Origin of the sequence: Myxococcus llanfairpwllgwyngyllgogerychwyrndrobwllllantysiliogogogochensis (genome assembly GCF_006636215.1) — a bacterium.
GTDB classification, from domain to species: domain Bacteria; phylum Myxococcota; class Myxococcia; order Myxococcales; family Myxococcaceae; genus Myxococcus; species Myxococcus llanfairpwllgwyngyllgogerychwyrndrobwllllantysiliogogogochensis.
In genome coordinates, this window is record NZ_VIFM01000083.1 from 14336 (window position 1) to 39491 (window position 25156).

Below are 25156 nucleotides of genomic sequence, written 5' to 3' on the forward strand. Positions count from 1 at the left end.
CCCTCTCTCAGCGCCGAGCCAGGCGCTCCACCGCGTCCGACAGCGCCTGTCGGGCCAGGGCGTCCGACTCCGCCTCCAGCGCCCGCTGGGTGGGGCCCAGACACTCCGGCCCTCCCGAATCTCCCAGCACCCGCGCCGCCGCCGCGCGAACGTCCCAGTGCGGATGCTCCAGCAGCGACACCGCCAACGACACGCCCTCCCGAGACACCGCTCCCGCCGACAGCACCGCCTTCACCACCTCCGCGTCCGGATGACCCGAAGCCTCTCTCAACACCCGCTCACCCACCCGCCCCAGCCGCGACAACGCGCGCACCGCCGCCACCGCGAGCGCTCCGTCGGGATGGCGGACCAGCGGCTCCAGCTCGGTGACACGGTCCATCGCGCCACTCTCACCCACCGCCTCCACCGCCGCCCGTCGCACGGAGGACTCCTCATCCTGGAGCGCGGAGCGCAAGAGCGCCCCCGCCTCGGTGCCGCCCAGTCTTCCCATGGCCCGCGCGCCCGCGGCTCGCACCGGCGCGGCCTCGTCCGCGAGCGCCGCACGCGCCAGCTCGCGTCCCACCCCGCCGTCCACCTCGCCAGCGACCTCCACCGCCGCCGCGCGCCACCGGGGGTCCACGTCCCGCGCCAGCTTGCGCAGCGAAGGCAACGCGGGGGCGCCCCCCACCCGGCCCAGCGCGGCCACCGCCACCGGCGTCGCCCTCCGAGCCACCGCATCCTCCAGGGCCGCGAGCACCGCCCCGCGACAGCTCCCCGCGAGCACGCCCAGCGCCCGCGTCGCCGCGCCCGCCGTCACCGAGTCCCTCAGCAAGTCGACCAGGGGGCCCGCCGCCTCCGCTGAGCGCGTGCGCCCCAACGCCCGCACGACCACGCCGCGCAAGTCGTCCTCCGCCCACTCCAGCAGCGCGCACAGCGGCGTGACGGACGTCGCATCCACCAGGTCCACCAAGGCCTCGGCCGCCGCCGCCCTCGCGGGCGCGGACAGGTCCGACATCGCCGCGAGCAACGTGCGCCCACCCTCCGCGCCCAGCCGCCCCAGCGTGCTCAGCACGTCCCGCAGCAAGCGGTCCTCGCGCGCCGCTTCGGCCACGGGCACGGCCAGGGACGCCTCCCCCAGCGCCGCCACCGCCAGCAGCGCGCCCGCGCGCACCGTCACATCCTCCGACTCCAGCGCCTGCGCCAGCCGAGCCACCGCGTCCGGCAACCGCCGCAGCGCCGCGCGGATGACGGCCTCCAGTTCGCAGCGCCGCGCGGGCTCCACGAGCGACGCCTGCGTGCCCAGCGCCGCCAGCGCGGCCTCGCGCACCGAACGGGTGGCCGACTCCAGCCCCAGGCACAGCCGCTCCGTGGCCGCCACCTGCGGAATGAGGCCCAGCGCACGGAAGGCACTGCGCCGCAGCCGCGCGTCGTCCAGCAGCGCCACGACCACCGGCAACGGGGGCGGACGGCGCAGCAGCACCAGTCCCTCCAGCGCGGACAGGCGCAAGAGCGGCTCCGGGTCCCCCAGCAGTCGCTCCAGCGCGCGAGCGCCGTGCTCACTGCCCACGCGGCCCAGCGCCTCCGACACGGCCACGCGCACGTTCAGGTCCGGGTCCTCCAGTGCCTGGACCAGCGGCGCCTCCGCCACGTGAAGTCCGAGCTGCCCGAGGATGTCCGCCGCGAACTTGCGCTGGTCCGGATCCGCGTGTCCCAGCAGCTTCACCAGGGGCCTCAAAGCTGGAAGGCCCAGTCCCACGAGCGCCTCCGCCGCCGCGTTGCGAGCCCCTGTCTCACCACGCTCGCCCAGGACTCCCACGAGACGGAGGGCCACGTCCTCGGGCGCGGCCAACCGCTGGAGCCCCTCCGCCGCCGCGTGGCGCACGCGCCAGCTCTCGTCGTGCAGCCCCTTGAGGAGCACGTCCAGGATGCCCTCGCCACGCGGGTCCAACTCCTGGAGCGCGCGGTAGCGCTCCTCCTCCGCGGGAAAGACGGGCAGGTGGCTCATGAGGCGAGGACCCGGTCGGAGCCTTCCTGCGCATAGAACCAGATGGCGTAGATGCCCAGGCAGGTGCCCAGCGGGAAGTTGAACAGCCCGACGATTCCCAACACCAGCGCGAGCACCCGCGACCATCCGCGCCGCTTCAACAAGCCGATGCCGGCGATGACGCCCGGCAGGCCGAAGGCCAGGACGCACGCGCTGATGCCGCCGCCGAAGAGCCAGTAGCTCGCGCGGTCCTCGGCCAGCGACGACTCGCTCACCATCATCGCCCCGGCGAACGCGAAGAAGACGGCCAGGCCGACGCCCACGAGCACCGTCAGTGCGTTGATGGCGATGAACGCGATGCCCAGGATGCGGCGGTGGTTGTCCAAGTCACTGCGCTGCAGGTCCATCGTCACCCTCCTCACTTCGACGGGCGCACCGCTTCGCGCTCCAGCTCCATGCGCAGCAACGCCTTCAAATCGAGCAGCAACCGCAGTCGGTCCGGCGGGCCGCACACGCCCACCACGAAGGGCGAGCGCCCCGACACCCTCAGCGCGGGCGCGGGCTTGATGTCACCCCGGCGAACCCGCAGCACCTCGGCCACCCGCTCCACACGCACCGCCACCCGCCGCGCGCCCAGTCGACACACCAGGAGCCGTGCCTTGCGCGACTGCACCGAAGGTTGTCCCTGAAGCCTGAAGCGCAGGTCCACCACGGGAAGGATGACGCCCCGCAGGTGGAGCACGCCCTCCACGAACGAAGGGGCATGCGGAATGGGCGTCACGCGCTGGAGCGGCAGCACTTCCTCCACCCGCTGGATGTCCAGCACGTACTCCTCTTCACCCACGAAGAACGCGCACAGCTGAACCACGGTGTCCGACTGCTCACCGGGCGCATCCGGTGCCCCCGAGGGGTGGCGCGCCAACAGGTTGACCGAGTCCTTCATGGCGTCAGCGCCTGTTCAGGGTCCAGCAGGATGTACAGCGAGGGCCCGCGTCGACCGATGCCCACGACACAGTCCTTGTCTCCCAGGCGCAGGCCGGGCGGCGGCGGCTCCAGCATGGAGGGCTTGAGCTTCACCACGCCGGACACGCTGTCCACCCACACCCCCGCCGGCCCCGTCTCCGTGCGCAACACGAGGACGCGCGCATCCCGGGGAGGCGCGGGCGCATCCGGCCCCGCGACCAGGGGCACACGCTCCGTCAGCCCCAACCGGACCTTGATGTCGTACGCGGGCAGCAGCTCTCCGCGCAGGTTCATCACCCCGAGCAGGTGGGGCTCCGCCCTGGGAATCTCCGTCAGCGGGGGCACCTTGGAGATTTCGCGCACGAGGCGGATGGGCACCGCGTAGGACTCTCCCTCCAGCAGGAAGGACAGGTACTCCTCCGGGACTTCCTCGGGCGTGGAGGATGCGACGCCGTCACTGCCGGCGGCGAAGTCCTGCAGGCCGCTGACGTCCTCGTCCGGACGGAAGAAGAAGTCGTCGAGCAGTTCGGCGAACCGGGACACAGTGGGTGAGGATAGCAGCCGGCCAAGGCGAGCGTCAGGCCCGCCTTCGCTCCAGGGCCAGTCCCTCTTCCAGCAGGTCCGCCACGTCCAGCACCAGCACCGGACGCCGGTTGCCCAGGTCCGTGGCACCGGAGATGCCCCGGACGGACTGCAACCTGCCGCCCAGGGGCTTGGTGACGATGTCCTGCTGGCCGTGCAGTTCGTCCACGGCGATGCCCAGCCGCTCCTGCGCCAGCCCCACCACCACCACGAAGTAGCGGCTCACCGGGCGCTCCGGCAGGCCGAACAGCCGTGACAGCCGCACGAAGGGCAGCGTCTGCCCTCGCACGTCCAGCACCTCGCGCCGCTCCAGGGTGCGGATTTCCCGGGGCTGGACGGAGAGGATCTCCAGCACGCTGTTCAACGGCACCGCGTACGTGCGGGCGCTCACCCCCACCACCAGCGCGCGGATGATGGCGAGCGTGACGGGCAGCGTCAGGTGGAAGGCCGTGCCCTTTCCGCGCTCGCTCCACACGTCGATGATGCCGGAGAGGTTGCCCAGGTTGTTCTTCACCACGTCCAGGCCCACGCCCCGGCCGGACAGCTCGGACACGCTGCGCGCGGTGGAGAAGCCGGGCAGGAAGATGAGGTTGAGCAGCTCCCTGCGGCCCATCTCCTCCGCCTGGGCGAAGGTGATGAGGCCCCGCGTCAGCGCCACCTCGCGCACGCGCAGCTCGTCGATGCCCGCCCCGTCGTCACTCACCTCGATGACGACGTGGTTGCCCTTCTGCTCCGCCCGCAGCGCCACCACCGCGCGCCGGGGCTTGCCCGCCGCCAGCCGCGTGTCTGGAGACTCGACGCCGTGGTCGATGGCGTTGCGGATGAGGTGCATCAGCGGGTCGCTCAGCTCCTCGACGATGAGCTTGTCCAGCTCCACCTCGCCGCCACCGATGACGAAGTCGATTTCCTTGCCCGCTTCGCGAGTGATGCGGCGCACCAGCCGGGCCAGCTTGTCGAACACCTGACCCACCGGCACCATGCGCGCTTCCAGCAGGCCCTCCTGCAAGGCCTCCAGCTTGCGCTCCAGGCCCCGCGTCTCGCGCGCCAGCTCCTGGCCGAACAGCTTCGACAGGGGCACCACGCCCTCCTGCCGCGCCGACTCCGCGAGCCGCTGGAGGCTGGCCTTGATGAGCAGCAACTCGCCCACCATGTTGATGAGGCCATCCAGCTTGCCGATGTCCACCCGCACCGTCTGCGTCAACGAGCGCAGCGACGGCTCCGTCGCGACGGGAGGCGCCGCCACGGGCGTCACCGCGCGGCCGGGCGCACGCCCTCCCGGCCCCTGCAGATACGTCACCAGCGAAGGGCCCGACGTGCCCGTGGCCTCCGCGCTCCCCCCGGTCTCCCCCAGCTCCGTGTCGGAGTCCGGGTCCGTGAAGGGGTGCGACGCTCCGTCTTCCATCGCGGCGCGCGCGCCCTGCTTCGACCCGCCTGTCTTCACGGGAGTCGAGCCCCCGACGGAGGCCTCGGGCGCGGAGGCGACGCCGATGGCCCCCAGGACGATGGCGGGCGACTCGGTGGCACGAACCAGCGCCTCGGCGGAGCGGGTCGTCGCGCTGGGCGCCGCGGGCCGCACGGCGAGCGGTGACAGCTCCGCGGGCGTGCCCTTCAGCCCCGACTCCAGCTCCATCCTGGAGACCTGGGCGCCAAAGATGAGGTCGAAGGCGATGCCATGCGCGCCGCCCGGCTGGGCCGAGGGCAGCGTGCTGATCACCTCCCCCAGGGGCTTGAGGCGCGTGTTCAGGTCCGCCAGGCCCTTGTCGAAGTCGGACAAGTCAAACGCTGCGCGCACGCGCCACAGCGCCACGCCCCGGCGCACGTTCTCCCGGAGCCGGTGCTCCTCGTACTCGGTGAAGACGGAGCGCACCTGCGCCTCCAGCTCCAACCGCTCCAGCGGGTCCTCGTCCTGCGCGACGGGCACCTCGCCCAGCTGCCCCAGCCGCTCCGCCATGCCATCCGCGCGACGGGTGAGGCCATCCGACTCCGTGCCCCGCGCCGTCTCCGCCAGCAGCGCCTGGAAGGCGTCCAGCGCTTCAATCAGCGTGTCGAGCACCGCGTCGTTCAAGTGCAGCTTGCCCAGCCGCAGCCTGTCCAGCAGGTCCTCCGTGCCATGCGCCAGCCGGGAGATGCGCTCCTGACCGAACAGCCCCGCCAGCCCCTTGAGCGAGTGCGCCGCGCGGAAGATGCCGTTGACGCGCTCGGGGTCCGCCTCCTGGCCGCGCCGCTCGTCCAGCACGAGCAGGTCCTTGCCCAGCGCCTCCAGAATCTCGGTCGCCTCGGCCACGAACTCGGCCAGCGCCTTGCTCGGAGGACTCACGGCAGCTTCAGGTACCGGCGCAGAAGCCCTTCCAGGCTCCCCGGTTGGAACGGCTTGACCAGGTACTCCGCGGCGCCCAACGCCATGCCCCTGTCGCGGTCCTGGTCGCGCCCCTCGGTGGTGATGATGAAGAGCGGGACGTCGCGGTAGTTGGGGTTCTTCTTGACGAAGTTGATGAGCTCGAGCCCGTTGATGTCGGGCATGTTGATGTCGGTGATGATGAGGTCGAAGCGGTGGCGCGGCAGCAGCTTCAGGGCCTCGAAGCCGCTCGAGGTGACGACGGCCTCGATGCCCTCCACGGCCTCCACGGTCGACGCGATGTACTCGCGCGACGCCTTGGAGTCCTCGACAATCAGCACCTTGACACGCATGTGCGCACGCCCCGGACGGTCCCCCATGCTAACAGAAGCCCTGCCCGGTCGCTGTGCTTCAGCCCTTCCTGCCTGGTAGGAGCCGGACGAGCGCCTTGTCCATCAGGAGGGCCACCCGTCCGCCCTTGAACGCTGGGACGAAGCCCTTCTGGAAACCCTCCACTCGGGCCGCGTCATCCACCGAACCTCCGGCGGGAATCTCCAGCGCCACCGACGCCACCTTGGCCCGGCTGAGCACCGTGCCCGCTCCGGCGAGCGCCTCCCGGAGTCCCTCCGCGTCGAGCTGACGACGGGCCCCCAGGCCAACGACGAAGATGCGCGGCACCTCCAGCTTCCCGTCCGAGGGCAGCAGGAGCCAGTCGTCCTTCGCGCCGGAGAAGAAGCCGCCCTTGAGCACGCGCGACAGCACGCCACACAGGCGCCAGTCCACGTAGCCCGCGGTGGCCGGCAGGGGCCGGTCATCCTCGGCCACGAACAGACACAGGGCGTCCACGCCGCCAAGCGAGTCCAGCCCTTCCATCCCGATGTCGTGCGTCGTCGTCTGGCTCACGGCGCGTCCCTTCTTCCGCTCGAGGCTCCGGCAGCTCAGGCCTTGTTCAGCGCCACGGCGACACGGTCCAACAGGCCGTTGACGAAGGCGCTGGACTCCTCCGTCCCGAAGTTCTTCCCCAGCTCCACCGCCTCGTTGATGGTCACCTTGCGAGGGATGTCCGGACGGTACTTCAGCTCGAAGATGCCCACGCGCAGGACGTTGCGGTCGATGCGCGACATGCGGTCCAGCCGCCAGTTGTGGCTGTGCGACTCGATGAGCCGGTCGATTTCCGCGCGGTGGGCCTGCACGCCCTCCACCAGCTCGCGGGCGAACTTCACCGCGTCCGGCTCGCGCTTCTCCTCGTCCGACGCCGTCCAGGCCGACTCCAGGGCGTCATTCACGGACGCGCCCGCCGCCATCTCCAACTGGTAGAGCGCCTGCAACGCCCGCTCACGTCCCGTTCTGCGCGCGCCCATGACTACCCCTTCCTCGACGCGTCGAGCGTGGCCAGCTTGCCGTACAGGTTCACCATCTCGATGCACGCCAGCGTGGCCTCGGAGCCCTTGTTGCCCGCCTTCACGCCGGCCCGGTCGATGGCCTGCTCCACCGTGTCACACGTGAGCACGCCGAACGTGACGGCCGCCGGGGGGCTTGCCGCCGCGGCGCTGAAGGCCACCGCGCCAATGCCCTTGGCGCACTCGCCCGCGACGTAGTCGAAGTGAGGCGTTCCACCCCGGATGACGGCGCCCAGGACGATGACTCCCGCGTACTGACGCGACTCCGCGACGCGGCGCACCAGCCCGGGCAGCTCATAGGTGCCGGGGCAGCGGTACACGTCCACGTCCGCGTCGGCCACGCCGTGACGCACCAGGGTGTCGACAGCGCCCTTGGCCAGCTCCTCGGTGATGAAGCCGTTGAAGCGGGCGACGCAGATGGCGAAGCGGCCCTTGGGGGGGAGGAAATCACCTTCGATGTAGCGAGGCATGCGGGGCTTCCTACACCACCCAGGCTCCGGCGTCGCCTGCTACGGCGTCCCGAAGCCCGCCGCCCGGACGGCCGCCTCGGACACCCCTCCCGGGCCTGGAGCGCCCGCCTGCCCCCTCTGGAGCAGGTACAGGCGCGCCACGTACTTCCCAATGGGGTCCGCCTCCAGGTTGACCCGGGCGCCCACCTTCTTGGCCCGCAGGGTGGTGCGCTCCTGCGTCTCCGGAATCAGCTGGACGCTGAAGCGGTCCACGCCCACGGTGTTGACGGTGAGACTGATGCCGTCGATGGCCACCGAGCCCTTCTCGATGAAGTACGGCGCCAGCGCCTCCGGCAGCCCGAAGACCATCACCCACGAGCCGCCCTCCGGGTAGGTCTCCAGCACCGTGCTGACGCCGTCCACGTGCCCGGAGACCAGGTGCCCGCCCAGCCGGTCCCCCAGCGCCAGGGCCCGCTCCAGGTTGACGCGGTCTCCCGGCCGCACGGCGTCCAGCGTGGTGCGCCGCAGCGTCTCCGGCGCGGCCTGCACGCGGAAGGCTTCGCCCGTGCGCTCCACCACCGTGAGGCAGGCGCCATCCACGGCGATGGACTCGCCCAGCGCGAAGTCCCGCGCGCCCAGCGATGTGCGAATCCACAAGTCCGTCATCCCGCCCGGAATGACGCGCTCCACCCCGCCGATGTCCTGAATGAGCCCGGTGAACATGACGGGGCTTATAACGGACCCGCCGTCTCGACGCCCACGGACAACCGGGGCCCCCGGCGTGTCCTCCATTCAACGACCCCTTTACCGGGCCTCATGCATGAGGCCTCGGGCGGAAGCTCGGAGGGGGCCTACAGCAGCGCCTGGAGCAGGATGTCCTGCCCGTGCTGCTCGAAGGTGAGGTCCTTGACGGAGAGGGCCTGGGTCATCTCCTTCACGCCCAGGTCGCCCGCCCAGGACATGCCCTGGCGGCCCAGCAGCTTGGGGGCGAGGAACAGGGCCAGCTCGTCCGCCAGGTGCTCGCGCAGGAAGCTGCCGTACATCTCCGCCCCGCCCTCCACGAGCACGTGGTTGAGGCCGGACTTGCCCAGCCGCCGCAGCAGGGCCTTCAGGTCCACCCGGTCGCCCTTCTTGCGCAGCTGCCACACCTCCACGCCCTGGGCCAGGAAGCGCTTCGCCTTGCGCCCCTCCGGGTCCTCCAGCGTGGCGATGATGGTGCGCGCGGGGCTCTTCTGGGTGAAGACGGTGTAGCCGGGCGACAGGCGCAGGTGGCTGTCCACCACGACGCGCAGCGGGTCCTTGCCCTTGCCGCCGGGCAGCCGTGTGGTGAGCTTGGGGTCGTCGTGGCGCACGGTGTTCGCGCCCACGAGGATGACGTCCACGTTGTCGCGCAGCCGGTGCACCCACTCGCGCGCCTTCTCGCCCGTCACCCAGCGCGAGTCCCCCGTGGCCGTGGCCAGCTTGCCGTCCAGCGTCGCCGCGGCCTTCAGCGTCACCCAGGGCATGCCCGTGCGGATGGACTTGAAGAAGGGCCGGTTGAGCTTGTCGGCCTCCTCCTGCAGCACGCCCGTGACGACCTTCACCCCGGCGCGGCGCATCCGGGCCACGCCCTTGCCGCTCACCTTGGGGTTCGGGTCCGAGGAGCCGGTGAAGACGCGGCGCACCCCGGCCTCGATGATGGCCAGGCTGCACGGCGGCGTGCGGCCGTAGTGGTCGCACGGCTCCAGCGTGGAGTAGAGGTCCGCGCCCCTCGCGCGGGAGCCGGCGGCCTCCAGCGCCACCACCTCCGCGTGCGCGGTGCCCGCCTTCTTGTGGTAGCCGCGGGCGATGATGCGACCGCCCTTCACCAGGACGGCGCCCACCACCGGATTGGGGCTGGTGCGGCCCAGGCCCTTGGCGGCTTCCTCCAGGGCGATGCGCATGAAGAACTCGGCCACGGCGCGGTCGAAGTCCGCCGCCCGTTTCGCCCGGGGCGCCCTGGTGGCTTCCAACCTGGCCCGCGTGAGCAGCCGCATGGTGTGTCCCCTCAGCTCCCCCGGCCCGGCGCGAGGGGCGGCTTCGCCTTGCGCTCGCGCTCCTGGTCCTCGAGCAGGTCCTTCAGCTCGTGCATGAACTCGGAGATGTCCCGGAAGCTCCGGTACACGGACGCGAAGCGCACGTAGGCCACCTCGTCCATTTCCTGGAGCCGGCGCATGACCTCCTCGCCGATGACGGACGAGTTGATCTCCTTCTCGCCCATGCCCTGCAGCAGCCGTTCGATGGCCACCACCGTCTCCTCGAGCTGATCCACGGACACCGGCCGCTTCTCACACGCCTTCTTCAGCCCGGAGACGATCTTCTCACGGTCGAACGCCTCGCGCCGGCCGTCCTTCTTCACGATGAGCGGGTAGAGCTCCTCCACCCGCTCATACGTGGTGAAGCGGCGCTTGCAGGCCAGACACTCGCGGCGCCGCCGGATGACGGAGCCCTCGTGCGACTCGCGAGAGTCGATGACCTTGTTTTCGGCATCCTGGCAGAACGGGCAGCGCATGGAGACGGAGCGAGGCTCCTGGTCCCTTCGATTACTTGAGCCGCGAGGCGTACAGGGGGAAGCCCTGCGCGAGTTCCTTCACCTGTCCGCGAATGCGGGCCAGCGCCGCGTCGTCCTGGGCCGAGTCCAGCGCGGCGCCAATGAGCTTGCCCACCGTGGCCATCTGCGCCTCGCGCATGCCGCGCGTGGTGATGGCCGGAGTGCCCACCCGGACGCCCGACGTCACCATCGGCTTCTCCGGGTCGAACGGAATCATGTTCTTGTTCACGGTGATGCCCGCCTTGTCGAGCACCGCCTCGGCCACCTTGCCCGTGAGCTTCTTGGGCCGCAGGTCCACCAGCATCAGGTGGTTGTCGGTGCCGCCAGAGGTCAGCCGCAGCCCGGCGGACTTCAGCGCCTCCGCCAGCGCCTGCGCGTTGGAGACAATCTGGCGCTGGTACGTCTTGTACTCAGGCGTCAGCGCCTCGCGGAAGGCCACCGCCTTGCCGGCGATGACGTGCATCAGCGGACCGCCCTGGATGCCGGGGAAGATCTGGCTATTGATGGACTTGGCGTAGGGCTCGCGGCCCATGACCAGGCCCCCGCGAGGACCGCGCAGCGTCTTGTGCGTGGTGCTGGTGACGATGTCCGCGAAGGGCACCGGCGAGGGGTGCACGCCCGCGGCGACCAGGCCCGCGATGTGCGCCATGTCCACCATCATCGCCGCGCCAACCTCGTCGGCGACCTCGCGGAACTTCGCGAAGTCCAACGTGCGCGGATAGGCGCTGGCGCCCACGACGATGACCTTGGGCTTGTGCTCGCGCGCCAGGGACTGCACCTGCGCGAAGTCGATGGTCTCCGTCTCGCGTGTCAGGCCGTAGTGGACGACCTTGTAGAGCTTGCCGGAGAAGTTGAACGTGGCGCCGTGCGTGAGGTGGCCGCCGGAGTTCAAATCCAGCGATAGCATGGTGTCGCCCGGCTTCATCAGCGCCATGTACGCGCCCATGTTCGCCTGGCTGCCGGAGTGCGCCTGCACGTTGACGAAGTCCGCGCCGAACAGCTGCTTCGCGCGGTCGATGGCGAGGTTCTCCACCACGTCCACCACTTCGCAACCGCCGTAGTAGCGCTTGCCGGGGTAGCCCTCCGCGTACTTGTTGGTGAGCACGGAGCCCACCGCCTCCATGACAGCGGGGCTGACGAAGTTCTCGGAGGCGATCAGCTCCAGACCATCTTCCTGGCGCTGCGTCTCGTCGTGGACGGCCCGGAAAATCTCGGGGTCCACGTCGGCCAGAGTGCGGGTGTTCTCCATGGCGGCTTTCCTCTCGACAACGGGTACCGCGACGGCCACTAGCCCTGGGACTCGGCCTCGCGAATCATCTGCACGCGCCGCTCGTGGCGACCGCCCTCGAACGCGGTGCCGAGGAACGCCTCCAGGATGGCCCGGCCCACGCCGGAGCCCACCACGCGCTGGCCCAGGCACAGCACGTTGGCGTCATTGTGGGCCCGCGCCATGCGTGCCTCGAACTCCGTGGTGCACAGGGCCGCTCGGATGCCCCGGTGCTTGTTGGCGACGATGCTCATGCCAATGCCGGTGCCACACACCAGCACGCCCAGGGTGGCCTCACCGGACGTCACCGCCCGGGACACCCGGGCCGCGAAGTCCGGGTAGTCCACGGAGTCCCTCGCGAACGGGCCCACATCCTCGTGGGCCACGCCGCGCTCCTTGAGCGCCGCCACCAGTTCCTGGCGGAGCTCCAGGCCCGCGTGGTCCGAAGCAAGAATGACTTTCACGCGGGTCTCCTTCGGCCACCTAGAAGCGCTTGAACAGCAGCACCGCGTTGGTGCCACCGAATCCAAACGAGTTGCTCATCACCGCGTCCACCTTGGCCTCGCGGGCCGCGTTGGGCACGTAGTCCAGATCACACTCCGGATCCGGGCTCGTCTGGTTGATGGTGGGCGGCAGGATGTTGCGCGACAGCGCCAGCGCGCTCACCACGCCCTCGTATCCACCCGCCGCGCCGAGCATGTGGCCCGTCATGGACTTGGTCGACGACACCGCCACCTTGCGGGCGTGGTCCCCGAACACGGCCTTGATGGCCTTCGTCTCGTTCGCGTCGTTGAAGGGAGTGGAGGTGCCGTGGGCGTTGATGTAGCCCACCTGCTCCGGGTTCATCCCCGCCGACTGGAGCGCCAGCCGCATGCAGCGCGCCGCACCCTCGCCTTCCGGCGCCGGCTGCGTCACGTGGTACGCATCCGAGTTGGCGCCATAGCCCACCAGCTCCGCGAGAATCCTGGCACCGCGCTTCTTCGCGGCCTCCAGCTCCTCGAGGATGAGCATGCCCGCGCCCTCGCCCATGACGAAGCCGTCACGGTCCTTGTCGAACGGGCGGCTGGCCGCGGCCGGGTCATCATTGCGCGTGGACAGCGCCTTCATCACCGAGAAGCCACCCAGCCCCAGTGGGGTGATGGCCGCCTCGGCGCCGCCGGCGATGGCCGCGTCCGTCTCGCCCAGCTTGATGGACTTCCAGGCCTCGCCAATGGCGTGGGCGCTGGTGGCACAAGCGGACACGGGAGCCCAGTTGGGCCCCTTGCAGTTGTAGCGCATGGAGATGAGGCCAGGCGCCATGTTGACGATCATCTGGATGATGAAGAAGGGCGACAGCCGGTCAAACCCCTTCTCCAGGCCCTTGCGGTGCTGCTCCTCCAGGGAGGAGATGCCGCCAATGCCCGAACCCACGATGACGCCCACCCGCTCTGGCGTGTAGCCATGCGGCACGTCCGGGCCCACGGGAAGCCCCGACTCCTCCACCGCCATCGCCGCCGCGGCCATGGCGTACTGCGCGTAGAGGTCCATTCGGCGCACTTCGCGCCTGTCGATGAACTTCTCCGGCTCGAAGTCCTTCACCTCGCCGGCGATTCGCGTGTCGATCTTCTTGGGGTCGAAGCGCGTGACGAGGGAAATGCCTGAAGTGCCGGCAAGCAACGCCTGCCAGTTCTTCTCGGTTCCTGTACCCAGTGCCGAGATGAGCCCGGTACCGGTGATGACGACTCGACGGTGTGACACGGTCCTCTCCGGTGGCGCCTGGGACGCCGGGGACGCCGCGCTGGACGCGGCGTCTCCCCGCCCCCCGGCACGCCGTGGTGCTGCCTACTTCTTGTGGGTGGTGATGTAGTTGATGGCGTCGCCGACGGTCTTGATGTTCTCGGCCTCCTCGTCGGGGATCTCGACCTCGAACTCCTCTTCCATCGCCATCACGAGCTCCACGATGTCGAGGCTGTCGGCGCCAAGGTCCTCGATGAAGGAAGACTCGGGCTTGATCTCATCCTCTCCCACCCCGAGCTGATCGGCGATGATGCCCTTGACCTTGGTCTCAATTGCGGACGTCGACATAAGTGCTGAACCCTCCAGGAACCAGATGTAGGCCCGGAAGGCTTCCCGAGCCCTGTCGAAAGCCGGCGCGGTATATCCCACGCACGCCGGCAATCCAACCTTGGGTTACATGTACATGCCGCCGTTGACCTTCAGGACCTCGCCGGTGATGTAGGACGAAGCGTCACCTGAGAGGAAGAGAACGGCCTGGGCCACCTCCTCCGGGTTGCCCAGTCGTCCCAGCGGGATGCCCTCCGTCATCTTCTGGCGCAGGTCGTCATTCAGGTGGGCCGTCATGTCCGTCCCGATGAAACCCGGGGAGACGGCATTGACGCGGATGCCTCGGCTGGAAAGCTCTCGGGCCACCGTCTTCGTCAGACCGATGAGTCCTGCCTTTGCCGCCGAGTAGGCCGCCTGTCCGGGATTGCCCATATCCCCCACGACGGAGGTGATGTTCACGATGGCGCCGCCCCGCTGCTTCATCATGGGACGGCTGGCCGCGCGGATGAGGGCGAAAGGCCCCCGCAGGTTGGTGTCCAGCTGCTTGTCCCAGTCCTCGTCCTTCACCCGCATGACCAGGCCATCCACCGCCATGCCGGCGTTGTTGACGAGCACGTCCAGCCGGCCGTGGGCCTTGACGATGCCCTCCACGGCGCTCGTGCAGGCGGCGGTGTCGGACACATCGAAGCGCAGCGACTCCGCCTTCGCGCCCTCGGCGGTGAGCAGGCCCACCGTCTCCTGGGCCGCCGCCTCGTTGCCCGCATAGCTGATGATGACCGTGGAGGCGCCCGCCTTCGCGAAGGCCACCGCGCACGCCCGGCCGATGCCGCGCGAGCCACCCGTCACCAACACCACCTTGTCCTTGAAGCTCATGCGCTCACCCCAGCGCCGCGAGGACCTTCTCGAGGCTCGCGGCGTCTTCCACGTTGAAGAGTTCGATGTCCTTGGTGATGCGCTTGATGAGGCCGCACAGCACCTTGCCCGGGCCCAGCTCCACCACGCGCGTGACGCCCTCGGCCTTCAGCGCCTCCACGCATTCAATCCACCGCACCGGCGCGCTCACCTGCTCCAGGAGCAGCGGAATCACGCGGGCCACGTCCGAGTTGGGCCGCGCCTCCACGTTCGTCACCACCGGCACCGACGGCGCCACCAGCCTCACGCCGCCCAGCACCGCCGCCAGCTTCGGCTTCACCGGCTCCATCAGCGCGCAGTGGAAGGGCGCGGACACTGGCAGCGGCATCACCCGCTTGGCCCCGGCCTCCTTGCACTTCACGCCCGCGCGCTCCACCGCCGCGGCGTCGCCGGCAATCACCGTCTGCTCGGGCGAGTTGTAGTTGGCCGGAGACACCACCTGGCCCTCCGCCGCCGCCTCACAGGCCGCCTTCACCTTGGCCGGCTCCAGGCCCAGAATCGCGGCCATGGCGCCCACGCCCGCGGGCACCGCCTCCTGCATGAAGGTGCCGCGCGCGCGCACCGCCCTCGCCGCGTCACCCAACGACATGGCGCCCGCGGCCACCAGCGCGGAGTACTCGCCCAGCGAGTGGCCCGCGACGAACGAAGCCACCGGGCCCCGCGTCGAGAAGACGGCGTGCGCCGCCACCGACACCGTGAGGATGGCCGGCTGAGTGTTGGCCGTGAGCTTCAGCGCATCTTCTGGCCCCTCGAAGCAGAGCTTGGAGAGCTTCTCTCCGAGCGCGTCGTCCGCGGCCTCGAAGACGGCGCGGGCCTCGGGGAACTTCTCGAAGAGGTCCTTGCCCATCCCCACGGCCTGGCTGCCCTGCCCGGGGAACACGAATGCGACCTTCGCCATGTGCGGTCTCTGCCTCCTGAAACGTCCAGTCCTGTTGCCCGACTACCAGCGCACCACCGCGCTGCCCCACGTCATGCCCGCGCCAATCGCCATCATCGCGATGACGTCTCCGGGCCGGAGTCTTCCGGCGCGGTGGGCCTCGTCCAACGTCATGGGCAGGGACGCGGACGACGTGTTCCCGTACTTGTGCAGGTTCAGCCAGCACTTGTCGCGGGGAATCTCCAGCCGCTCCAGCGCCGCGTCCAGGATGCGGACATTGGCCTGGTGCGCGATGACGTGGTCCACCCCCCGCGCCGTCAACCCGTGAGAGGCCAGCGCACCCCGCGTGGAATCCACGAGCGCGCGCACCGCGAAGCGGAACACCTCCCGGCCCTTCATCTTCAGCTTGTGGAGGTGGGCCCGCAGCCCTTCGTCCGTCATCGGGGTGCGCGAGCCACCGCCCGGAATGGTGAGCGCGTCCGCGAGCGTCCCATCGGTGAACAAGTGGGTGGAGAGGATGCCCCGCCCCTCCTTCTCCGAGGGCGCCAGCACCATGGCCCCCGCCCCATCCCCGAAGAGCACGCAGGTGTTCCGGTCCGTCCAGTCCACCACCCGCGTCAGGAGCTCCGCGCCCACCACCAGCGCCCGCTTCACCTGTCCGGAGCGCATGAATTGATCCGCGATGCTCATCGCGTACAGCGAGCCCGCGCACGCGGCGGCCACGTCGAAGGCGAAGGCCCGGCGCGCGCCCAGCCGCGCCTGCACGAAGGCCGCGCACGAGGGCATGGGCATGTCCGCGGTGATGGTCCCCACCACGATGAGGTCCAGCTCCTCCGGCGCCACGCCCGCCATCTCCAGGGCCTTCAGCGAGGCGGCGACGGCCAGGTCGCTGGTGGCTTCGTCGTCCGCGGCGCGCCTTCGCGCGTGGATGCCGGTGCGCTCACGAATCCAGGCATCGGACGTGTCCACGCACGCCTCCAGCTCCTGGTTGGTGATGACCCGGGAGGGAGCGTAGGAGCCGGTGCCGATGATCTGCGTGCATGCCACGAGGGTTCTCCCGAAAAGGAGCTTCATCGAACCCAACGCCCAGGCGCCGGTCTCTAATCGGAAACGGCTTCTTCTGTCCCTCTTTTTCCCCTCGGGTGGGTAGGGAGCCAGGCGGCGGCCCTGGCGATGCATCGCGTCAGTTCCTCCTGGAGTCCCCCCTGCGCGGTGGCCAGCGCGGCGCCCAGGGCGTTGTGGATGGCTCGAGGAGAGGAGCGCCCGTGGGCCACGATTCCCACGCCTCGCAGGCCCAGCAGCGGAGCGCCTCCGTACTCGGCGTAGTCCACCATCTTCCGCAGGCCCTTCAGGGCGGGCTGGAGCAGCAGCGCCCCCAGCTTCTCCGACAGCCCACCCCGCTTCTCAATGGCCTGACGCAGCATGCCGATGACGCCCATGCCCACGCCCTCGGATGTCTTGAGGACGACATTCCCGGTGAAGCCGTCCGTCACGACCACCTGCACGTCGCCGGAGAAGAGGTCCTTGCCCTCCACGTAGCCGCCGAAGTCCAGGTCGGACTGGCGCAACAGGTCGCTCGCCTCGCGCGTCAGAAGCGTCCCCTTGGACGCCTCCTCTCCGTTGGACAGCACCGCGACGCGGGGACGGGCCACGCCCAGCAGCAGGCGGACATAGGCCTCGCCCAGCACGGCGAACTGCGCCAGATGCGACGGCCGGCAATCCACGTTGGCGCCCGCGTCCAGCAGCAGGCAGCGCCCGCCGCCCTTGAGCGCGGGAAAGAGCGCGGCGATGGCGGGGCGCTCCACGCCGGGCAGCCGGCCCAGCGTCATCAAGCCGCCCGCCATGACCGCGCCGGAGTTGCCCGCGGACACGAGCGCATCCCCGTGCCCGTCGCGCACCAGCTCGAAGCCCACCCGGAGCGACGAGTCCCGCTTGCGCCGGAAGGCGGTGGAGGCGTGGTCATCCATCTCCACGACCTCGGACGCGTGGTGCACGCGGAGGTTGGGCGGAGGCAGCCCGCGTCCCAGGTGGGGCGTCACCCGGGCCGTGTCCCCCACGAGGACGACCTCGTGCTCGGGGTGGGCCCGGGCGAAGAGCACTCCGCCCTCCACCGGCGCCCCCGGCGCGTGATCTCCCCCCATCGCGTCCAGGACCAGCCTCATCCCCGCCCTCTCCGTGTCTGCGTGCGTGTCAGCTCGAAACCCACCCGGCCCGCCGGGCGGCGCGCAGCACACCAGGAACCTCCCAGGGGGGCAACGACTCGCTTGCCCCATGGCATGGGGTGGGTCCAGGTGGGCAGCGCCGAGTCGAGCGGGGGCGCCAGGTCCGGATGATCCGCGGGGCGGGCGGAAATGAGCCCATCACGAGCGTTGTCCCGGCGGGGCGCGTGAGGTATCTGGCGGTCGGGCGGCCCCGAGGCACTTCGCGGTGTGACTGGGCAGTACACGCGCATTGACTCGGGCCGGATGAGCCGCTAGGGTCCGCCGCCTTTCAAGCCGGACCAGGAGTACGCGAGCTCGTCGCGACTGCTCCAAGGCCGGTGTTGACCGACATGTTGCGCAGGCAGCCGGGGACCCCGGCACAGCGCGTGAGACAGAGGTGAGCCGTGGGCGTCCCCAAGAAGCGTACTTCGAAGATGCGTCGTGACACTCGTCGCGCTGGCAACAACAACCTGCGCACCGCCGTGCAGGTGACCAAGTGCCCCAACTGCAAGGAGCCGGTGATGCCTCACCGCGCCTGCACGTCGTGTGGCCAGTACAAGGGGCGCGAGCTGCTGCCCCAAGCCGAGGCCTGAGGCCTTTCCAGTGACGCTCCTGAAGAGGGGCGTCGAGCAGCACGAAGGGCCGCGCCTCCCCAATCGGAGGTCGCGGCCCTTGCTCTTTTCCGGCCCCGAATCCCAGCGGGGCCGGCGTCCTCGGCGGACGTCAGTTGCCGAGCTTGATGTTCTTCAGCGACGCCAGGCGGGGGTCCACCTGCTTCGTGTCACACTGGCACTGGGCCTCGTTGAAGTTCGTGCCGCACTGCGAGCACAGGCCCTTGCAGTCGTCCTTGCAGACCAGGTTCATCGGCAGGGCGAGCAGCACCTGCTCGCGGACGATGGGGTCCAGGTCGATGGTCTTCCCATTGAAGACCTCCTGGTCCACGCCATCGATTTCGAACGAACCGCCCGTCTCCCCCTGCTGACGCTCCTTCTTCTCCATGGACTTCTCGTCGTCGTCCTTGAAGTCGTCGCCCCGGGCCATCGACTCGGGCACCAGGTTCAGCGAGAAGACCACGGGCAGCGCCAGCTCCACGTCCTTCAGGCAGCGCTTGCAGGGACTGGTGACGTGCACGGTGAAATTGCCGTTCAGCAGCACCCCGCCGCTCACCCGCCGCAACGTGGCCTTGAGCTGGGATGCCTGCGTGGCCCGGAAGCCGGTGTCCAACCCGGACGCCGTCCCTTCCAGCGCGGCGCCCAGCAGCTCCGGCGAGATGGGCTCGTCCAGCTTCAGCCCCGACTCATGAATTTGTTCAACCTTTACGAGCATTTACGCGACATCCAGGTAAAATTGGGCGGGCAACATAGAGGGCGGCCCCTCTAGCGTCAACACGCCCGGGTTCAACAGCACCGCGAAGATGTCACTGCGCCGTCACCACCGGTGGGGTGGCCTTCGTGGATTCTCCAGACAACGCTTTGATAGGGTCGGTTTGATGCACAGGCACGATTTGCCGTTGCGCGTGGGGGCACTCTTCCTCGTCGTGGGCCTCCTGGCTCCACCGGGGCTTGCCCGTCCCCTCTTCCCCGCGCCTGCCCTCTCGCAGCTCGGGCCAGCAAGCCCAGAAATCACCCGCGCCCGCGAGCAAATTGACGATGGCGAGTTCGAGGAGGCCCGGCGCACGCTCCAGGCGGGCCTGGACGCCCCGGACGTCACCGACGACCAGCTCGTGGAGCTCTACCGCCTGCTCGGCCTCACCGCCCTGTACCTGGGCGACGAGAACCAGGCGCGCGAGGCCTACGAGAAGCTGCTCCAGGCCCGTCCCGACTACGAGCTGCCCCGCACGGCGCCGCCCAAGCTGCGTTCGCTCTACGCGCGCATCAAGGAGGACATCCGCAGCAGGCGCGTGCGCCCGGTGACGCTCGACGTGGATCCGATTCCGGATCCACCGGGCGGCGAGCCCATCGTCGTGGAGGCCACCATCCAGGAGCTGGCGCTGGGCGCCCGCGCGCGGCTGTTCTACCGGCGCGCCGGAGACCAGGCCTACAACTCCGTGGACTTCGTGAAGGACCGGGGCGAGAAGGAGCGCTTCCGCGCCGTCGTCCCCGCCTACGACGTGCCCGTGGAGCCGGAGCCCTACGAGGTGGAGTACTACTTCGAGGTGGTGGACGCCGCGCAGCGCCGGCTCGCCGGACGCGGTGACTCCTTCCAGCCCATGCTCTTCCAGGTGGCACCGCAGCGCTCGACGGCCGCCGCCGAGGTCTCCGAAGGACGCCCCTGGTACAAGAGCCCCTGGCTCTGGGTGGCCGTGGGCGCGGTGGCCATCGGCGGTACCGCGGGCGTGGTGGCCCTCTCCTCCTCCGAGGACCGCGGCCGCGTCCCCATCACCATCCGCGTGGACCCTTCCCAGCCATGAGCCTCCGCCTCTTGAAGTCCCTGCCGCTCGCCTTCGCGCTGTGCGCCTGCGGTCCCACGGACTCCGGCACCGCCGGCCGCTTCGGCCTGGACGTGACGATGTCGCGCGCGGTGGCCGCCGAGGTCCACGCGCTCCAGGTCAGCGTCCTCGAGGACGGCTCGCGCCGCAGTTGCACCGAGCTGCAGCGCACCTGCCTCAACACCCAGGTGAAGCGCGAGGAGCTGGTGGTGCTGGAGGACTCGCGCGGCAACGAGGGCCGCGCGCTGCGCTTCACCGTGGACCTGGCGGCCATGCAGAACGGCGGCAGCCAGGCGCTCGAGGTCGACGTGCCGGTGGGCCGCGACTACGCGCTCGTCATCGAGGCCATCGCCGTGGGCGCGCCGTCGCGCTTCCTCGGCAGCTCCTGCAACTACCTCAAGGTCGTCAACTCCGGGGACAACGCCCCGGTGGTCGCCGCGCCGCTCGTGTTGACCGAGCAGTCCTGCGACCCCTCCATCGGCCCCTGAGCAAGGCGGCGCTCCTCGCCCGCGCTCGCGGCCCCCCGCGGCTACACCTTTTCCGTCGAGCTTCCACAGGACTTCCGAGAGGACCCCATGACGCGCATCCTGATCATCGAGGACGAGCAGGACCTCGCCGGGCTCGTCGAATACAACCTCCGGGCCGCGGGCTTCGAGACGGAGTCGGCGAACACCGGCGCCGGAGGCCTTGCCCGGGCCCGGGCCCATCCACCCGACCTGCTGCTCCTGGACCTGATGCTGCCGGACATCGCGGGCGGCGAGGTGCTGCGCATGCTCAAGCAGGACCCGGAGCTGCGAAAGACGTCCGTCATCATCGTCAGCGCCAAGGGCCAGGAGTCGGACCGCGTGCAGGGCCTGGAGCTGGGCGCGGACGACTACGTGGTGAAGCCCTTCTCCGTCCGCGAGCTGCTCCTGCGCGTCAAGGCCGTGCTGCGCCGGGGCGACGCCGACGAAGGGCCCGCGCAGGTGCTCGCCGCCGGGGACATCCTCCTGGACACCTCGCGCCACCAGGTGCGCGTGAAGGACGTGGAGGTCGTCCTCACCGCGCTGGAGTTCCGCCTGCTGCGCACGCTGCTGGAGCGAAGCGACCGGGTGCAGACACGCGAAACCCTCCTCTCCGACGTCTGGGGCATCCAGGCGGAGATCCACACGCGCACCGTGGACACGCACATCAAGCGCCTCAGGGAGAAGCTGGGCCCCGCGGGCGACATCATCGAGACGGTGCGCGGCGTCGGCTACAAGCTCAGCCCTCCCTAGGCCGCCCGCTCCATGCCCCTGCGCTACACGCTCCTGCCCCTGTTGATGCCCGCCACCCTGGTGGGCCTGCTCGTGGCCGCGCTGGGCACCCCCGGCGCCGCGGTGCCCGTGGCGCTCATCACCCTGGCCGGCTCCCTCATGGCGCTGGGCCTGAGCCGTGGCGCGCTGCAACGACAGCTGGACAGGCTGGCGCGCAGCACGCGGGGCCGCGCCGAGGGGGGTGGCGGACCGACGCCGGACCCGGACCGGCTGGAGGAAGTGGCCAGCCTCGAGGGGGCCATCGACTCGCTGCACACCCGCCTGTCCGCGCGAAACACGGAGCTCACCCAGGAGTCGCGCACCCTCACCGCCGTGCTGGACAGCATGGCCGAGGGCATCTGGGTGACGGACGCGGAGGGCACCGTGGTGCGCCACAACGACGCGCTCCGGAACATCCTCCAGACGGGCGCGCCCATCGTCGGCCAGCGCCCCCTGGCCGTCATCCGCGATGACCAGCTGCACGACGCCGTCATGCGCGGCTGCCGCGAGGGGAACTCCAGTCACCTGGAGCTCTCGCTCGAGGGGCTGTTTCCCCGCACCCTGTCCGTGCGCGTGACGCCGCTGGGACGGGACTTGCCGGGCAGCGCCGCCGTCTTCCACGACGTCACCGAGCTGCGCCGGCTGGAGAAGGTGCGCAAGGACTTCGTCGCCAACGTCTCCCACGAGCTGCGCACGCCGATTACCGCCATCCGGGGCTACGCGGAGACGCTCCAGGGAGGAGCGCTCGGGGACGCCCAGGTGGCTCCACGCATGGTGGAAATCATCCACCGGCAGTCCGAGCGCCTGTCCGAGCTGGTGGAGGACCTGCTGGAGCTGTCTCGCCTGGAGTCGCAACAGGTGAGCCTGAGACTCACCGACGTCCCCCTGGCCGAGGCCGCCGCCCGGGCCGCCGACACGGTGCGACCCAAGGCCGAGGGCAAGGGCCAGGTGGTTTCACTCCATGTCCCTGCGGGACTGGTGGCGGTGGGAGACCCGCGCGCGGTGGAGCAGGTGCTGCTCAACCTCCTGGACAACGCGGTGAAGTACACCCCGGCGGGTGGGCGGGTGGACGTGGACGGAGCGTGCGAGGACGGGCGGTGCGTGGTGCGCGTCCGGGACACCGGGGTGGGCATCGAACCGCGCCACCTGTCGCGCATCTTCGAGCGCTTCTACCGGGTGGACAAGGGCCGGAGCCGGGACATGGGAGGCACCGGGTTGGGTCTTTCCATCGTCAAGCACCTGCTCCAGGCCATGGACGGAGAGGTCAAGGTCGAGAGCCAACCGAACGAGGGCAGCACCTTCACCATTTTTCTGCCCCAGGCGGCTCCCGCTCGGTCTGCGACGGGGTAGGATGGCACGACCATGCGGGTCGCCATCCTCGCGGACATTCACGGCAACCTCCCCGCCTGCGAGGCCGTCCTCGAGGACATCGCGCGCTCCGTTGCGCCCGACTACATCGTCGCCGCCGGCGACCTCGCACTGCGCGGAGCGCACCCTCGCGAGACGGTGGACCTGCTCTTCGACCGCTGCGACTCGGTGCTGATGGGGAACACCGACTGCTACCTCGCCGGGAACTACCTGGGCGGTGCGTACCGCGAGAGGGACCACTGGAAGACGGAGCTCTTGCGTTGGACAAGAGACCAGCTCGGCGAGGCGCACCTGCGCCAGTTGGGCGCCCTGCCCTTCTCCGTGCGCTACACGCCGCGCAAGGGACAGGACCTCTTCGTCTGCCACGCCAACCCGCGCAACCTCGAGGAGTCGCTGGACCCCACGCTGGATGACGTCGCGGTGCGCCGCTACTTCGCGCACCTGGACGCGGCGGCGTGCGCCTTCGGCCACCTGCACTTCCCCTACCGCCGGCGGGTGGGCCGCATGCTCATCGCCGACGTGGCCAGCGCGGGGATTCCGCGCGACGGAGACCTGCGCCCCGCCTACGGCGTCTTCACGTACACGCCCAAGGGCTGGCGCGTGCAGATTCGCCGGGTGCGCTACCCGGTGCGCAAGGCCACCCAGGCTCTCACCGCGCGCCGCGTCCCGGGCGGTCCGCTGCTCATCCACAAGCTCGTGGAGGCGCGCTACCGCCATCACAACGCCTTGATGGAGGCCGCGCGCCGCCACTCCGGCCTGCCACCCGCGGGCCCCGTGCTGCGGCCTCCGCCGGGCGCCCCCATTCGCAACGCGGCGGTGCCCCTGGAGGGACGTGCTCCTCCGGACGTGGACCCCACCTCGCTGCCCACGGACCTGGATGGCACCGTGACGGACGCGACACCGCTGCCGCTGGATGTGTTGAACGACCTGGACGGCTGAGCTTTGTCGCCGGGACGTTGCTTGCCCGGGACGGTGGCGGGTGGTTGAGGCAGGCCACCATGTCCGCTCGCGAACTGCCGCTGCTGCTCGTCCGCCACGCCGAAGCCGAAGACACGCATATTCTTGGGGATGAAGCCCGCGCCCTCACCCCGGAGGGCCGCGCCCTCTTCCGTCAACACGCGCGCAAGCTGGCCCGCCTCACCCCGCTGCAAGGCATCGTCACCAGTCCCCTGGTGCGCGCCGTCCAGACGGCGGAGCTGCTCGCCGAGGCCCTGGGCCTGTCGCGCGTGGAGGTCCACCCCGCGCTGGTGCCCCGCAACAGCGCGCCCCGGCGCATCCTCAAGCTGGCGCGGGAGCTGGGGCCGGGCTTCGCGCTGGTGGGCCACAACCCCTCGCTGGAGCAGGCGCTGGCGCTCGCGCTGGGCGACGACACCCAGGCGCCGGAGAAGCTGCGCAAGGGCACCGCGGTGGCGCTCCAGTCCACCGGGGACGACGCGGGCTTCCAGCTCGTCTGGTGGGCCGCGCCGGGCCGCGCGCTCAAGCGCTACGACGCGGGGGGGTGAGGCGCTCAGCCCTCCGCGGCGCCCACGAGAAAGGACACCAGCAGCAGCGTCAGCACCACGGTGGTGATGGCCACGTAGAGCCGGTCCTTCTGCTGCCGGAAGATGAGCAGCGACAGCGCCACGCGCATCACCGGCACGGCCATCATCACCAGGAGCCCCGCCATGACGAAGGACTGCCCTCGCGCGGCCATGGCGCCCGCCACCACGTCCGCCAGCCCGTGCGGCACGGGGTGCGGCGCGGTGAGGCGCTCCAGGGCCTCGGAAGACACGAGGTAGTCGGGGTGGCGGAAGAACGTCACCAGCGTGCCCAGCGTCACCAGCGACATGCTGACGAGGACGCCGTAGCGCAGCAGGTCGCTGATGAGCAGCTCGGGCACCAGCGGAACGGCCTCTGGCCCCACGGGCAGCGCCACGCTGGACGGTGGCAAGGGGCGGGGCTCGGGCTCGGATGACGGCGCTTCATTCATGACGACCACCCCTTGCGCAGCATCTCGAAGGCCACCCACAGCAGCACGCCCACGAAGAGCGCGCGCAGCCACGACGCATTCACCCTCGCCATCAGGTGGCGTGAGCCCAGCCACGCGCCCAGCGTGACGCCCACGCAGACGGGGCCCGCGATGAACGGGTCGATGTGGCCTCGCGCGAAGTAGACGCCCGCGCTGGCCGCCGCCGTCACGCCAATCATGAAGTTGCTGGTGGCCGTGGACACCTTCAGCGGCAGCCGCATGGTCAGGTCCATGGCGGGCACCTTCAGCGCGCCCGAGCCGATGCCCAGCATGCCGCTCACCGTGCCCGCCACGTACATCAACCCCAGCCCCGCAAGGGGACGGGTGACGCGGTAGCTCACCTCGCGGCCGGTGGACTCATCCCAGTAGCTGCCGTGCAGCGCCAGCCGGTCCGCCAGCGCGTCCTCGGGCACCGGCGCTTCCTCACTCGCGTGCATCCGCCGCAGCATCACCAGCGCCGAGTACGCCATGACGGCGCCGAAGACGAGGTACACCCCTGGCTCTTATACACATCTGC

30 protein-coding genes are annotated in these 25156 nt (G+C 70.3%); 7 read left to right on the forward strand and 23 right to left on the reverse strand.

What is annotated here, in order from left to right:
• Positions 1-7: 7 nt before the first annotated feature.
• From FJV41_RS21230 to plsX, 20 genes are all read right to left on the reverse strand, one after another.
• Positions 8-1984, reverse strand: a complete 1977-nt coding sequence (locus tag FJV41_RS21230) for a HEAT repeat domain-containing protein (protein WP_141644345.1) — start codon at positions 1982-1984, stop codon at positions 8-10.
• A complete protein-coding gene (locus tag FJV41_RS21235; RefSeq protein ID WP_141644346.1) occupies positions 1981-2370 on the reverse strand; it encodes a hypothetical protein in 390 nt (129 codons plus the stop codon). Before FJV41_RS21235 ends, FJV41_RS21230 begins: the two co-directional genes overlap by 4 nt.
• 11 nt (positions 2371-2381) lie before the next feature.
• Positions 2382-2906 (reverse strand): chemotaxis protein CheW, encoded by a 525-nt coding sequence (locus tag FJV41_RS21240; RefSeq protein ID WP_141644347.1) that lies wholly within the window; start codon positions 2904-2906, stop codon positions 2382-2384.
• Positions 2903-3469, reverse strand: coding sequence for a chemotaxis protein CheW (locus FJV41_RS21245; protein ID WP_141644348.1), 567 nt, complete (start codon positions 3467-3469; stop codon positions 2903-2905). The genes FJV41_RS21240 and FJV41_RS21245 overlap by 4 nt, the downstream gene beginning before the upstream one ends.
• A gap of 34 nt (positions 3470-3503) precedes the next feature.
• A complete protein-coding gene (locus FJV41_RS21250) occupies positions 3504-5825 on the reverse strand; it encodes a chemotaxis protein CheA (RefSeq protein WP_141644349.1) in 2322 nt (773 codons plus the stop codon).
• Positions 5822-6196 carry a response regulator gene (locus tag FJV41_RS21255; RefSeq protein WP_141644350.1) on the reverse strand — a complete coding sequence of 125 codons (375 nt, stop codon included), beginning with the start codon at positions 6194-6196 and terminating at the stop codon, positions 5822-5824. Before FJV41_RS21255 ends, FJV41_RS21250 begins: the two co-directional genes overlap by 4 nt.
• Before the next feature lie 58 nt (positions 6197-6254).
• Positions 6255-6746, reverse strand: a complete 492-nt coding sequence (locus FJV41_RS21260) for a M17 family peptidase N-terminal domain-containing protein (RefSeq protein ID WP_141644351.1) — start codon at positions 6744-6746, stop codon at positions 6255-6257.
• A gap of 35 nt (positions 6747-6781) precedes the next feature.
• Positions 6782-7204 (reverse strand): transcription antitermination factor NusB, encoded by a 423-nt coding sequence (gene nusB, locus FJV41_RS21265; protein ID WP_141644352.1) that lies wholly within the window; start codon positions 7202-7204, stop codon positions 6782-6784.
• A 2-nt stretch (positions 7205-7206) separates the two neighbouring features.
• On the reverse strand, positions 7207-7713 hold the full coding sequence (gene ribH, locus FJV41_RS21270; protein WP_141644353.1) for a 6,7-dimethyl-8-ribityllumazine synthase: 507 nt from the start codon (positions 7711-7713) through the stop codon (positions 7207-7209).
• A 39-nt stretch (positions 7714-7752) separates the two neighbouring features.
• Positions 7753-8415, reverse strand: a complete 663-nt coding sequence (locus tag FJV41_RS21275; protein ID WP_141644354.1) for a riboflavin synthase — start codon at positions 8413-8415, stop codon at positions 7753-7755.
• 128 nt (positions 8416-8543) lie between these two features.
• Positions 8544-9707: a bifunctional diaminohydroxyphosphoribosylaminopyrimidine deaminase/5-amino-6-(5-phosphoribosylamino)uracil reductase RibD gene (gene ribD, locus FJV41_RS21280; RefSeq protein ID WP_141644355.1), complete on the reverse strand. Its 1164-nt coding sequence runs from the start codon at positions 9705-9707 to the stop codon at positions 8544-8546.
• Between the two features lie 11 nt (positions 9708-9718).
• Positions 9719-10222 (reverse strand): transcriptional regulator NrdR, encoded by a 504-nt coding sequence (gene nrdR / locus FJV41_RS21285; protein WP_141644356.1) that lies wholly within the window; start codon positions 10220-10222, stop codon positions 9719-9721.
• A 31-nt stretch (positions 10223-10253) separates the two neighbouring features.
• Positions 10254-11510, reverse strand: coding sequence for a serine hydroxymethyltransferase (glyA, locus tag FJV41_RS21290; protein WP_141644357.1), 1257 nt, complete (start codon positions 11508-11510; stop codon positions 10254-10256).
• A gap of 38 nt (positions 11511-11548) precedes the next feature.
• Entirely contained in the window at positions 11549-11992 is a 444-nt protein-coding gene (rpiB, locus tag FJV41_RS21295; RefSeq protein WP_141644358.1) for a ribose 5-phosphate isomerase B, read from the reverse strand.
• 19 nt (positions 11993-12011) lie between these two features.
• Entirely contained in the window at positions 12012-13265 is a 1254-nt protein-coding gene (gene fabF, locus FJV41_RS21300) for a beta-ketoacyl-ACP synthase II (RefSeq protein WP_141644359.1), read from the reverse strand.
• A gap of 84 nt (positions 13266-13349) precedes the next feature.
• A complete protein-coding gene (gene acpP, locus FJV41_RS21305) occupies positions 13350-13592 on the reverse strand; it encodes an acyl carrier protein (protein WP_141644375.1) in 243 nt (80 codons plus the stop codon).
• Between the two features lie 105 nt (positions 13593-13697).
• Positions 13698-14444, reverse strand: a complete 747-nt coding sequence (gene fabG / locus FJV41_RS21310; protein ID WP_141644360.1) for a 3-oxoacyl-[acyl-carrier-protein] reductase — start codon at positions 14442-14444, stop codon at positions 13698-13700.
• A gap of 4 nt (positions 14445-14448) precedes the next feature.
• A complete protein-coding gene (gene fabD, locus FJV41_RS21315; RefSeq protein WP_141644361.1) occupies positions 14449-15381 on the reverse strand; it encodes an ACP S-malonyltransferase in 933 nt (310 codons plus the stop codon).
• A gap of 42 nt (positions 15382-15423) precedes the next feature.
• Positions 15424-16407 carry a beta-ketoacyl-ACP synthase III gene (locus FJV41_RS21320; protein WP_141644362.1) on the reverse strand — a complete coding sequence of 328 codons (984 nt, stop codon included), beginning with the start codon at positions 16405-16407 and terminating at the stop codon, positions 15424-15426.
• Between the two features lie 53 nt (positions 16408-16460).
• A complete protein-coding gene (gene plsX / locus FJV41_RS21325; protein ID WP_141644363.1) occupies positions 16461-17522 on the reverse strand; it encodes a phosphate acyltransferase PlsX in 1062 nt (353 codons plus the stop codon).
• A gap of 443 nt (positions 17523-17965) precedes the next feature.
• On the opposite strand from plsX, the gene rpmF reads away from it, so the two are divergent.
• The gene (gene rpmF, locus FJV41_RS21330; protein WP_141644364.1) at positions 17966-18154 is read left to right on the forward strand and encodes a 50S ribosomal protein L32; all 189 of its coding nucleotides are present in this window, start codon (positions 17966-17968) and stop codon (positions 18152-18154) included.
• A gap of 130 nt (positions 18155-18284) precedes the next feature.
• Here rpmF and FJV41_RS21335 read toward each other — a convergent pair whose 3' ends face one another.
• Entirely contained in the window at positions 18285-18887 is a 603-nt protein-coding gene (locus FJV41_RS21335; protein WP_141644365.1) for a YceD family protein, read from the reverse strand.
• 163 nt (positions 18888-19050) lie between these two features.
• Between FJV41_RS21335 and FJV41_RS21340 the strand changes: the two genes are divergently transcribed.
• The 6 genes from FJV41_RS21340 to FJV41_RS21365 all read left to right on the forward strand — a co-directional run bounded on the left by FJV41_RS21340 (position 19051) and on the right by FJV41_RS21365 (position 24133).
• Entirely contained in the window at positions 19051-19971 is a 921-nt protein-coding gene (locus FJV41_RS21340) for a tetratricopeptide repeat protein (RefSeq protein WP_141644366.1), read from the forward strand.
• Complete coding sequence (locus FJV41_RS21345; RefSeq protein WP_141644367.1) at positions 19968-20477, forward strand: hypothetical protein; 510 nt, start codon at positions 19968-19970, stop codon at positions 20475-20477. The genes FJV41_RS21340 and FJV41_RS21345 overlap by 4 nt, the downstream gene beginning before the upstream one ends.
• Before the next feature lie 87 nt (positions 20478-20564).
• The gene (locus FJV41_RS21350) at positions 20565-21245 is read left to right on the forward strand and encodes a response regulator (RefSeq protein ID WP_141644368.1); all 681 of its coding nucleotides are present in this window, start codon (positions 20565-20567) and stop codon (positions 21243-21245) included.
• Between the two features lie 12 nt (positions 21246-21257).
• Positions 21258-22613 carry a sensor histidine kinase gene (locus tag FJV41_RS21355; RefSeq protein WP_141644369.1) on the forward strand — a complete coding sequence of 452 codons (1356 nt, stop codon included), beginning with the start codon at positions 21258-21260 and terminating at the stop codon, positions 22611-22613.
• A gap of 12 nt (positions 22614-22625) precedes the next feature.
• Positions 22626-23570 carry a metallophosphoesterase family protein gene (locus FJV41_RS21360; RefSeq protein WP_141644370.1) on the forward strand — a complete coding sequence of 315 codons (945 nt, stop codon included), beginning with the start codon at positions 22626-22628 and terminating at the stop codon, positions 23568-23570.
• A gap of 59 nt (positions 23571-23629) precedes the next feature.
• The gene (locus FJV41_RS21365) at positions 23630-24133 is read left to right on the forward strand and encodes a SixA phosphatase family protein (protein ID WP_141644371.1); all 504 of its coding nucleotides are present in this window, start codon (positions 23630-23632) and stop codon (positions 24131-24133) included.
• A gap of 5 nt (positions 24134-24138) precedes the next feature.
• Here FJV41_RS21365 and FJV41_RS21370 read toward each other — a convergent pair whose 3' ends face one another.
• Entirely contained in the window at positions 24139-24600 is a 462-nt protein-coding gene (locus tag FJV41_RS21370) for a DUF1634 domain-containing protein (RefSeq protein WP_174458885.1), read from the reverse strand.
• Entirely contained in the window at positions 24597-25133 is a 537-nt protein-coding gene (locus tag FJV41_RS21375; protein WP_246137325.1) for a sulfite exporter TauE/SafE family protein, read from the reverse strand. The genes FJV41_RS21370 and FJV41_RS21375 overlap by 4 nt, the downstream gene beginning before the upstream one ends.
• Between the last annotated feature and the right edge of the window lie 23 nt (positions 25134-25156).

What these genes read in the sequence shown, in the direction of transcription:
- FJV41_RS21230 (WP_141644345.1), bottom strand. Translation starts at nt 1,984, where the DNA reads ATGAGCCACCTGCCCGTCTTTCCCGCGGAGGAGGAGCGCTACCGCGCG.
- FJV41_RS21235 (WP_141644346.1), bottom strand. Translation starts at nt 2,370, where the DNA reads ATGGACCTGCAGCGCAGTGACTTGGACAACCACCGCCGCATCCTGGGC.
- FJV41_RS21240 (WP_141644347.1), bottom strand. Translation starts at nt 2,906, where the DNA reads ATGAAGGACTCGGTCAACCTGTTGGCGCGCCACCCCTCGGGGGCACCG.
- FJV41_RS21255 (WP_141644350.1), bottom strand. Translation starts at nt 6,196, where the DNA reads ATGCGTGTCAAGGTGCTGATTGTCGAGGACTCCAAGGCGTCGCGCGAG.
- nusB (WP_141644352.1), bottom strand. Translation starts at nt 7,204, where the DNA reads ATGGGCGCGCGCAGAACGGGACGTGAGCGGGCGTTGCAGGCGCTCTAC.
- ribH (WP_141644353.1), bottom strand. Translation starts at nt 7,713, where the DNA reads ATGCCTCGCTACATCGAAGGTGATTTCCTCCCCCCCAAGGGCCGCTTC.
- FJV41_RS21275 (WP_141644354.1), bottom strand. Translation starts at nt 8,415, where the DNA reads ATGTTCACCGGGCTCATTCAGGACATCGGCGGGGTGGAGCGCGTCATT.
- ribD (WP_141644355.1), bottom strand. Translation starts at nt 9,707, where the DNA reads ATGCGGCTGCTCACGCGGGCCAGGTTGGAAGCCACCAGGGCGCCCCGG.
- nrdR (WP_141644356.1), bottom strand. Translation starts at nt 10,222, where the DNA reads ATGCGCTGCCCGTTCTGCCAGGATGCCGAAAACAAGGTCATCGACTCT.
- glyA (WP_141644357.1), bottom strand. Translation starts at nt 11,510, where the DNA reads ATGGAGAACACCCGCACTCTGGCCGACGTGGACCCCGAGATTTTCCGG.
- acpP (WP_141644375.1), bottom strand. Translation starts at nt 13,592, where the DNA reads ATGTCGACGTCCGCAATTGAGACCAAGGTCAAGGGCATCATCGCCGAT.
- fabG (WP_141644360.1), bottom strand. Translation starts at nt 14,444, where the DNA reads ATGAGCTTCAAGGACAAGGTGGTGTTGGTGACGGGTGGCTCGCGCGGC.
- fabD (WP_141644361.1), bottom strand. Translation starts at nt 15,381, where the DNA reads ATGGCGAAGGTCGCATTCGTGTTCCCCGGGCAGGGCAGCCAGGCCGTG.
- plsX (WP_141644363.1), bottom strand. Translation starts at nt 17,522, where the DNA reads ATGAGGCTGGTCCTGGACGCGATGGGGGGAGATCACGCGCCGGGGGCG.
- FJV41_RS21335 (WP_141644365.1), bottom strand. Translation starts at nt 18,887, where the DNA reads ATGCTCGTAAAGGTTGAACAAATTCATGAGTCGGGGCTGAAGCTGGAC.
- FJV41_RS21340 (WP_141644366.1), top strand. Translation starts at nt 19,051, where the DNA reads ATGCACAGGCACGATTTGCCGTTGCGCGTGGGGGCACTCTTCCTCGTC.
- FJV41_RS21345 (WP_141644367.1), top strand. Translation starts at nt 19,968, where the DNA reads ATGAGCCTCCGCCTCTTGAAGTCCCTGCCGCTCGCCTTCGCGCTGTGC.
- FJV41_RS21350 (WP_141644368.1), top strand. Translation starts at nt 20,565, where the DNA reads ATGACGCGCATCCTGATCATCGAGGACGAGCAGGACCTCGCCGGGCTC.
- FJV41_RS21355 (WP_141644369.1), top strand. Translation starts at nt 21,258, where the DNA reads ATGCCCCTGCGCTACACGCTCCTGCCCCTGTTGATGCCCGCCACCCTG.
- FJV41_RS21360 (WP_141644370.1), top strand. Translation starts at nt 22,626, where the DNA reads ATGCGGGTCGCCATCCTCGCGGACATTCACGGCAACCTCCCCGCCTGC.
- FJV41_RS21365 (WP_141644371.1), top strand. Translation starts at nt 23,630, where the DNA reads ATGTCCGCTCGCGAACTGCCGCTGCTGCTCGTCCGCCACGCCGAAGCC.
- FJV41_RS21370 (WP_174458885.1), bottom strand. Translation starts at nt 24,600, where the DNA reads ATGAATGAAGCGCCGTCATCCGAGCCCGAGCCCCGCCCCTTGCCACCG.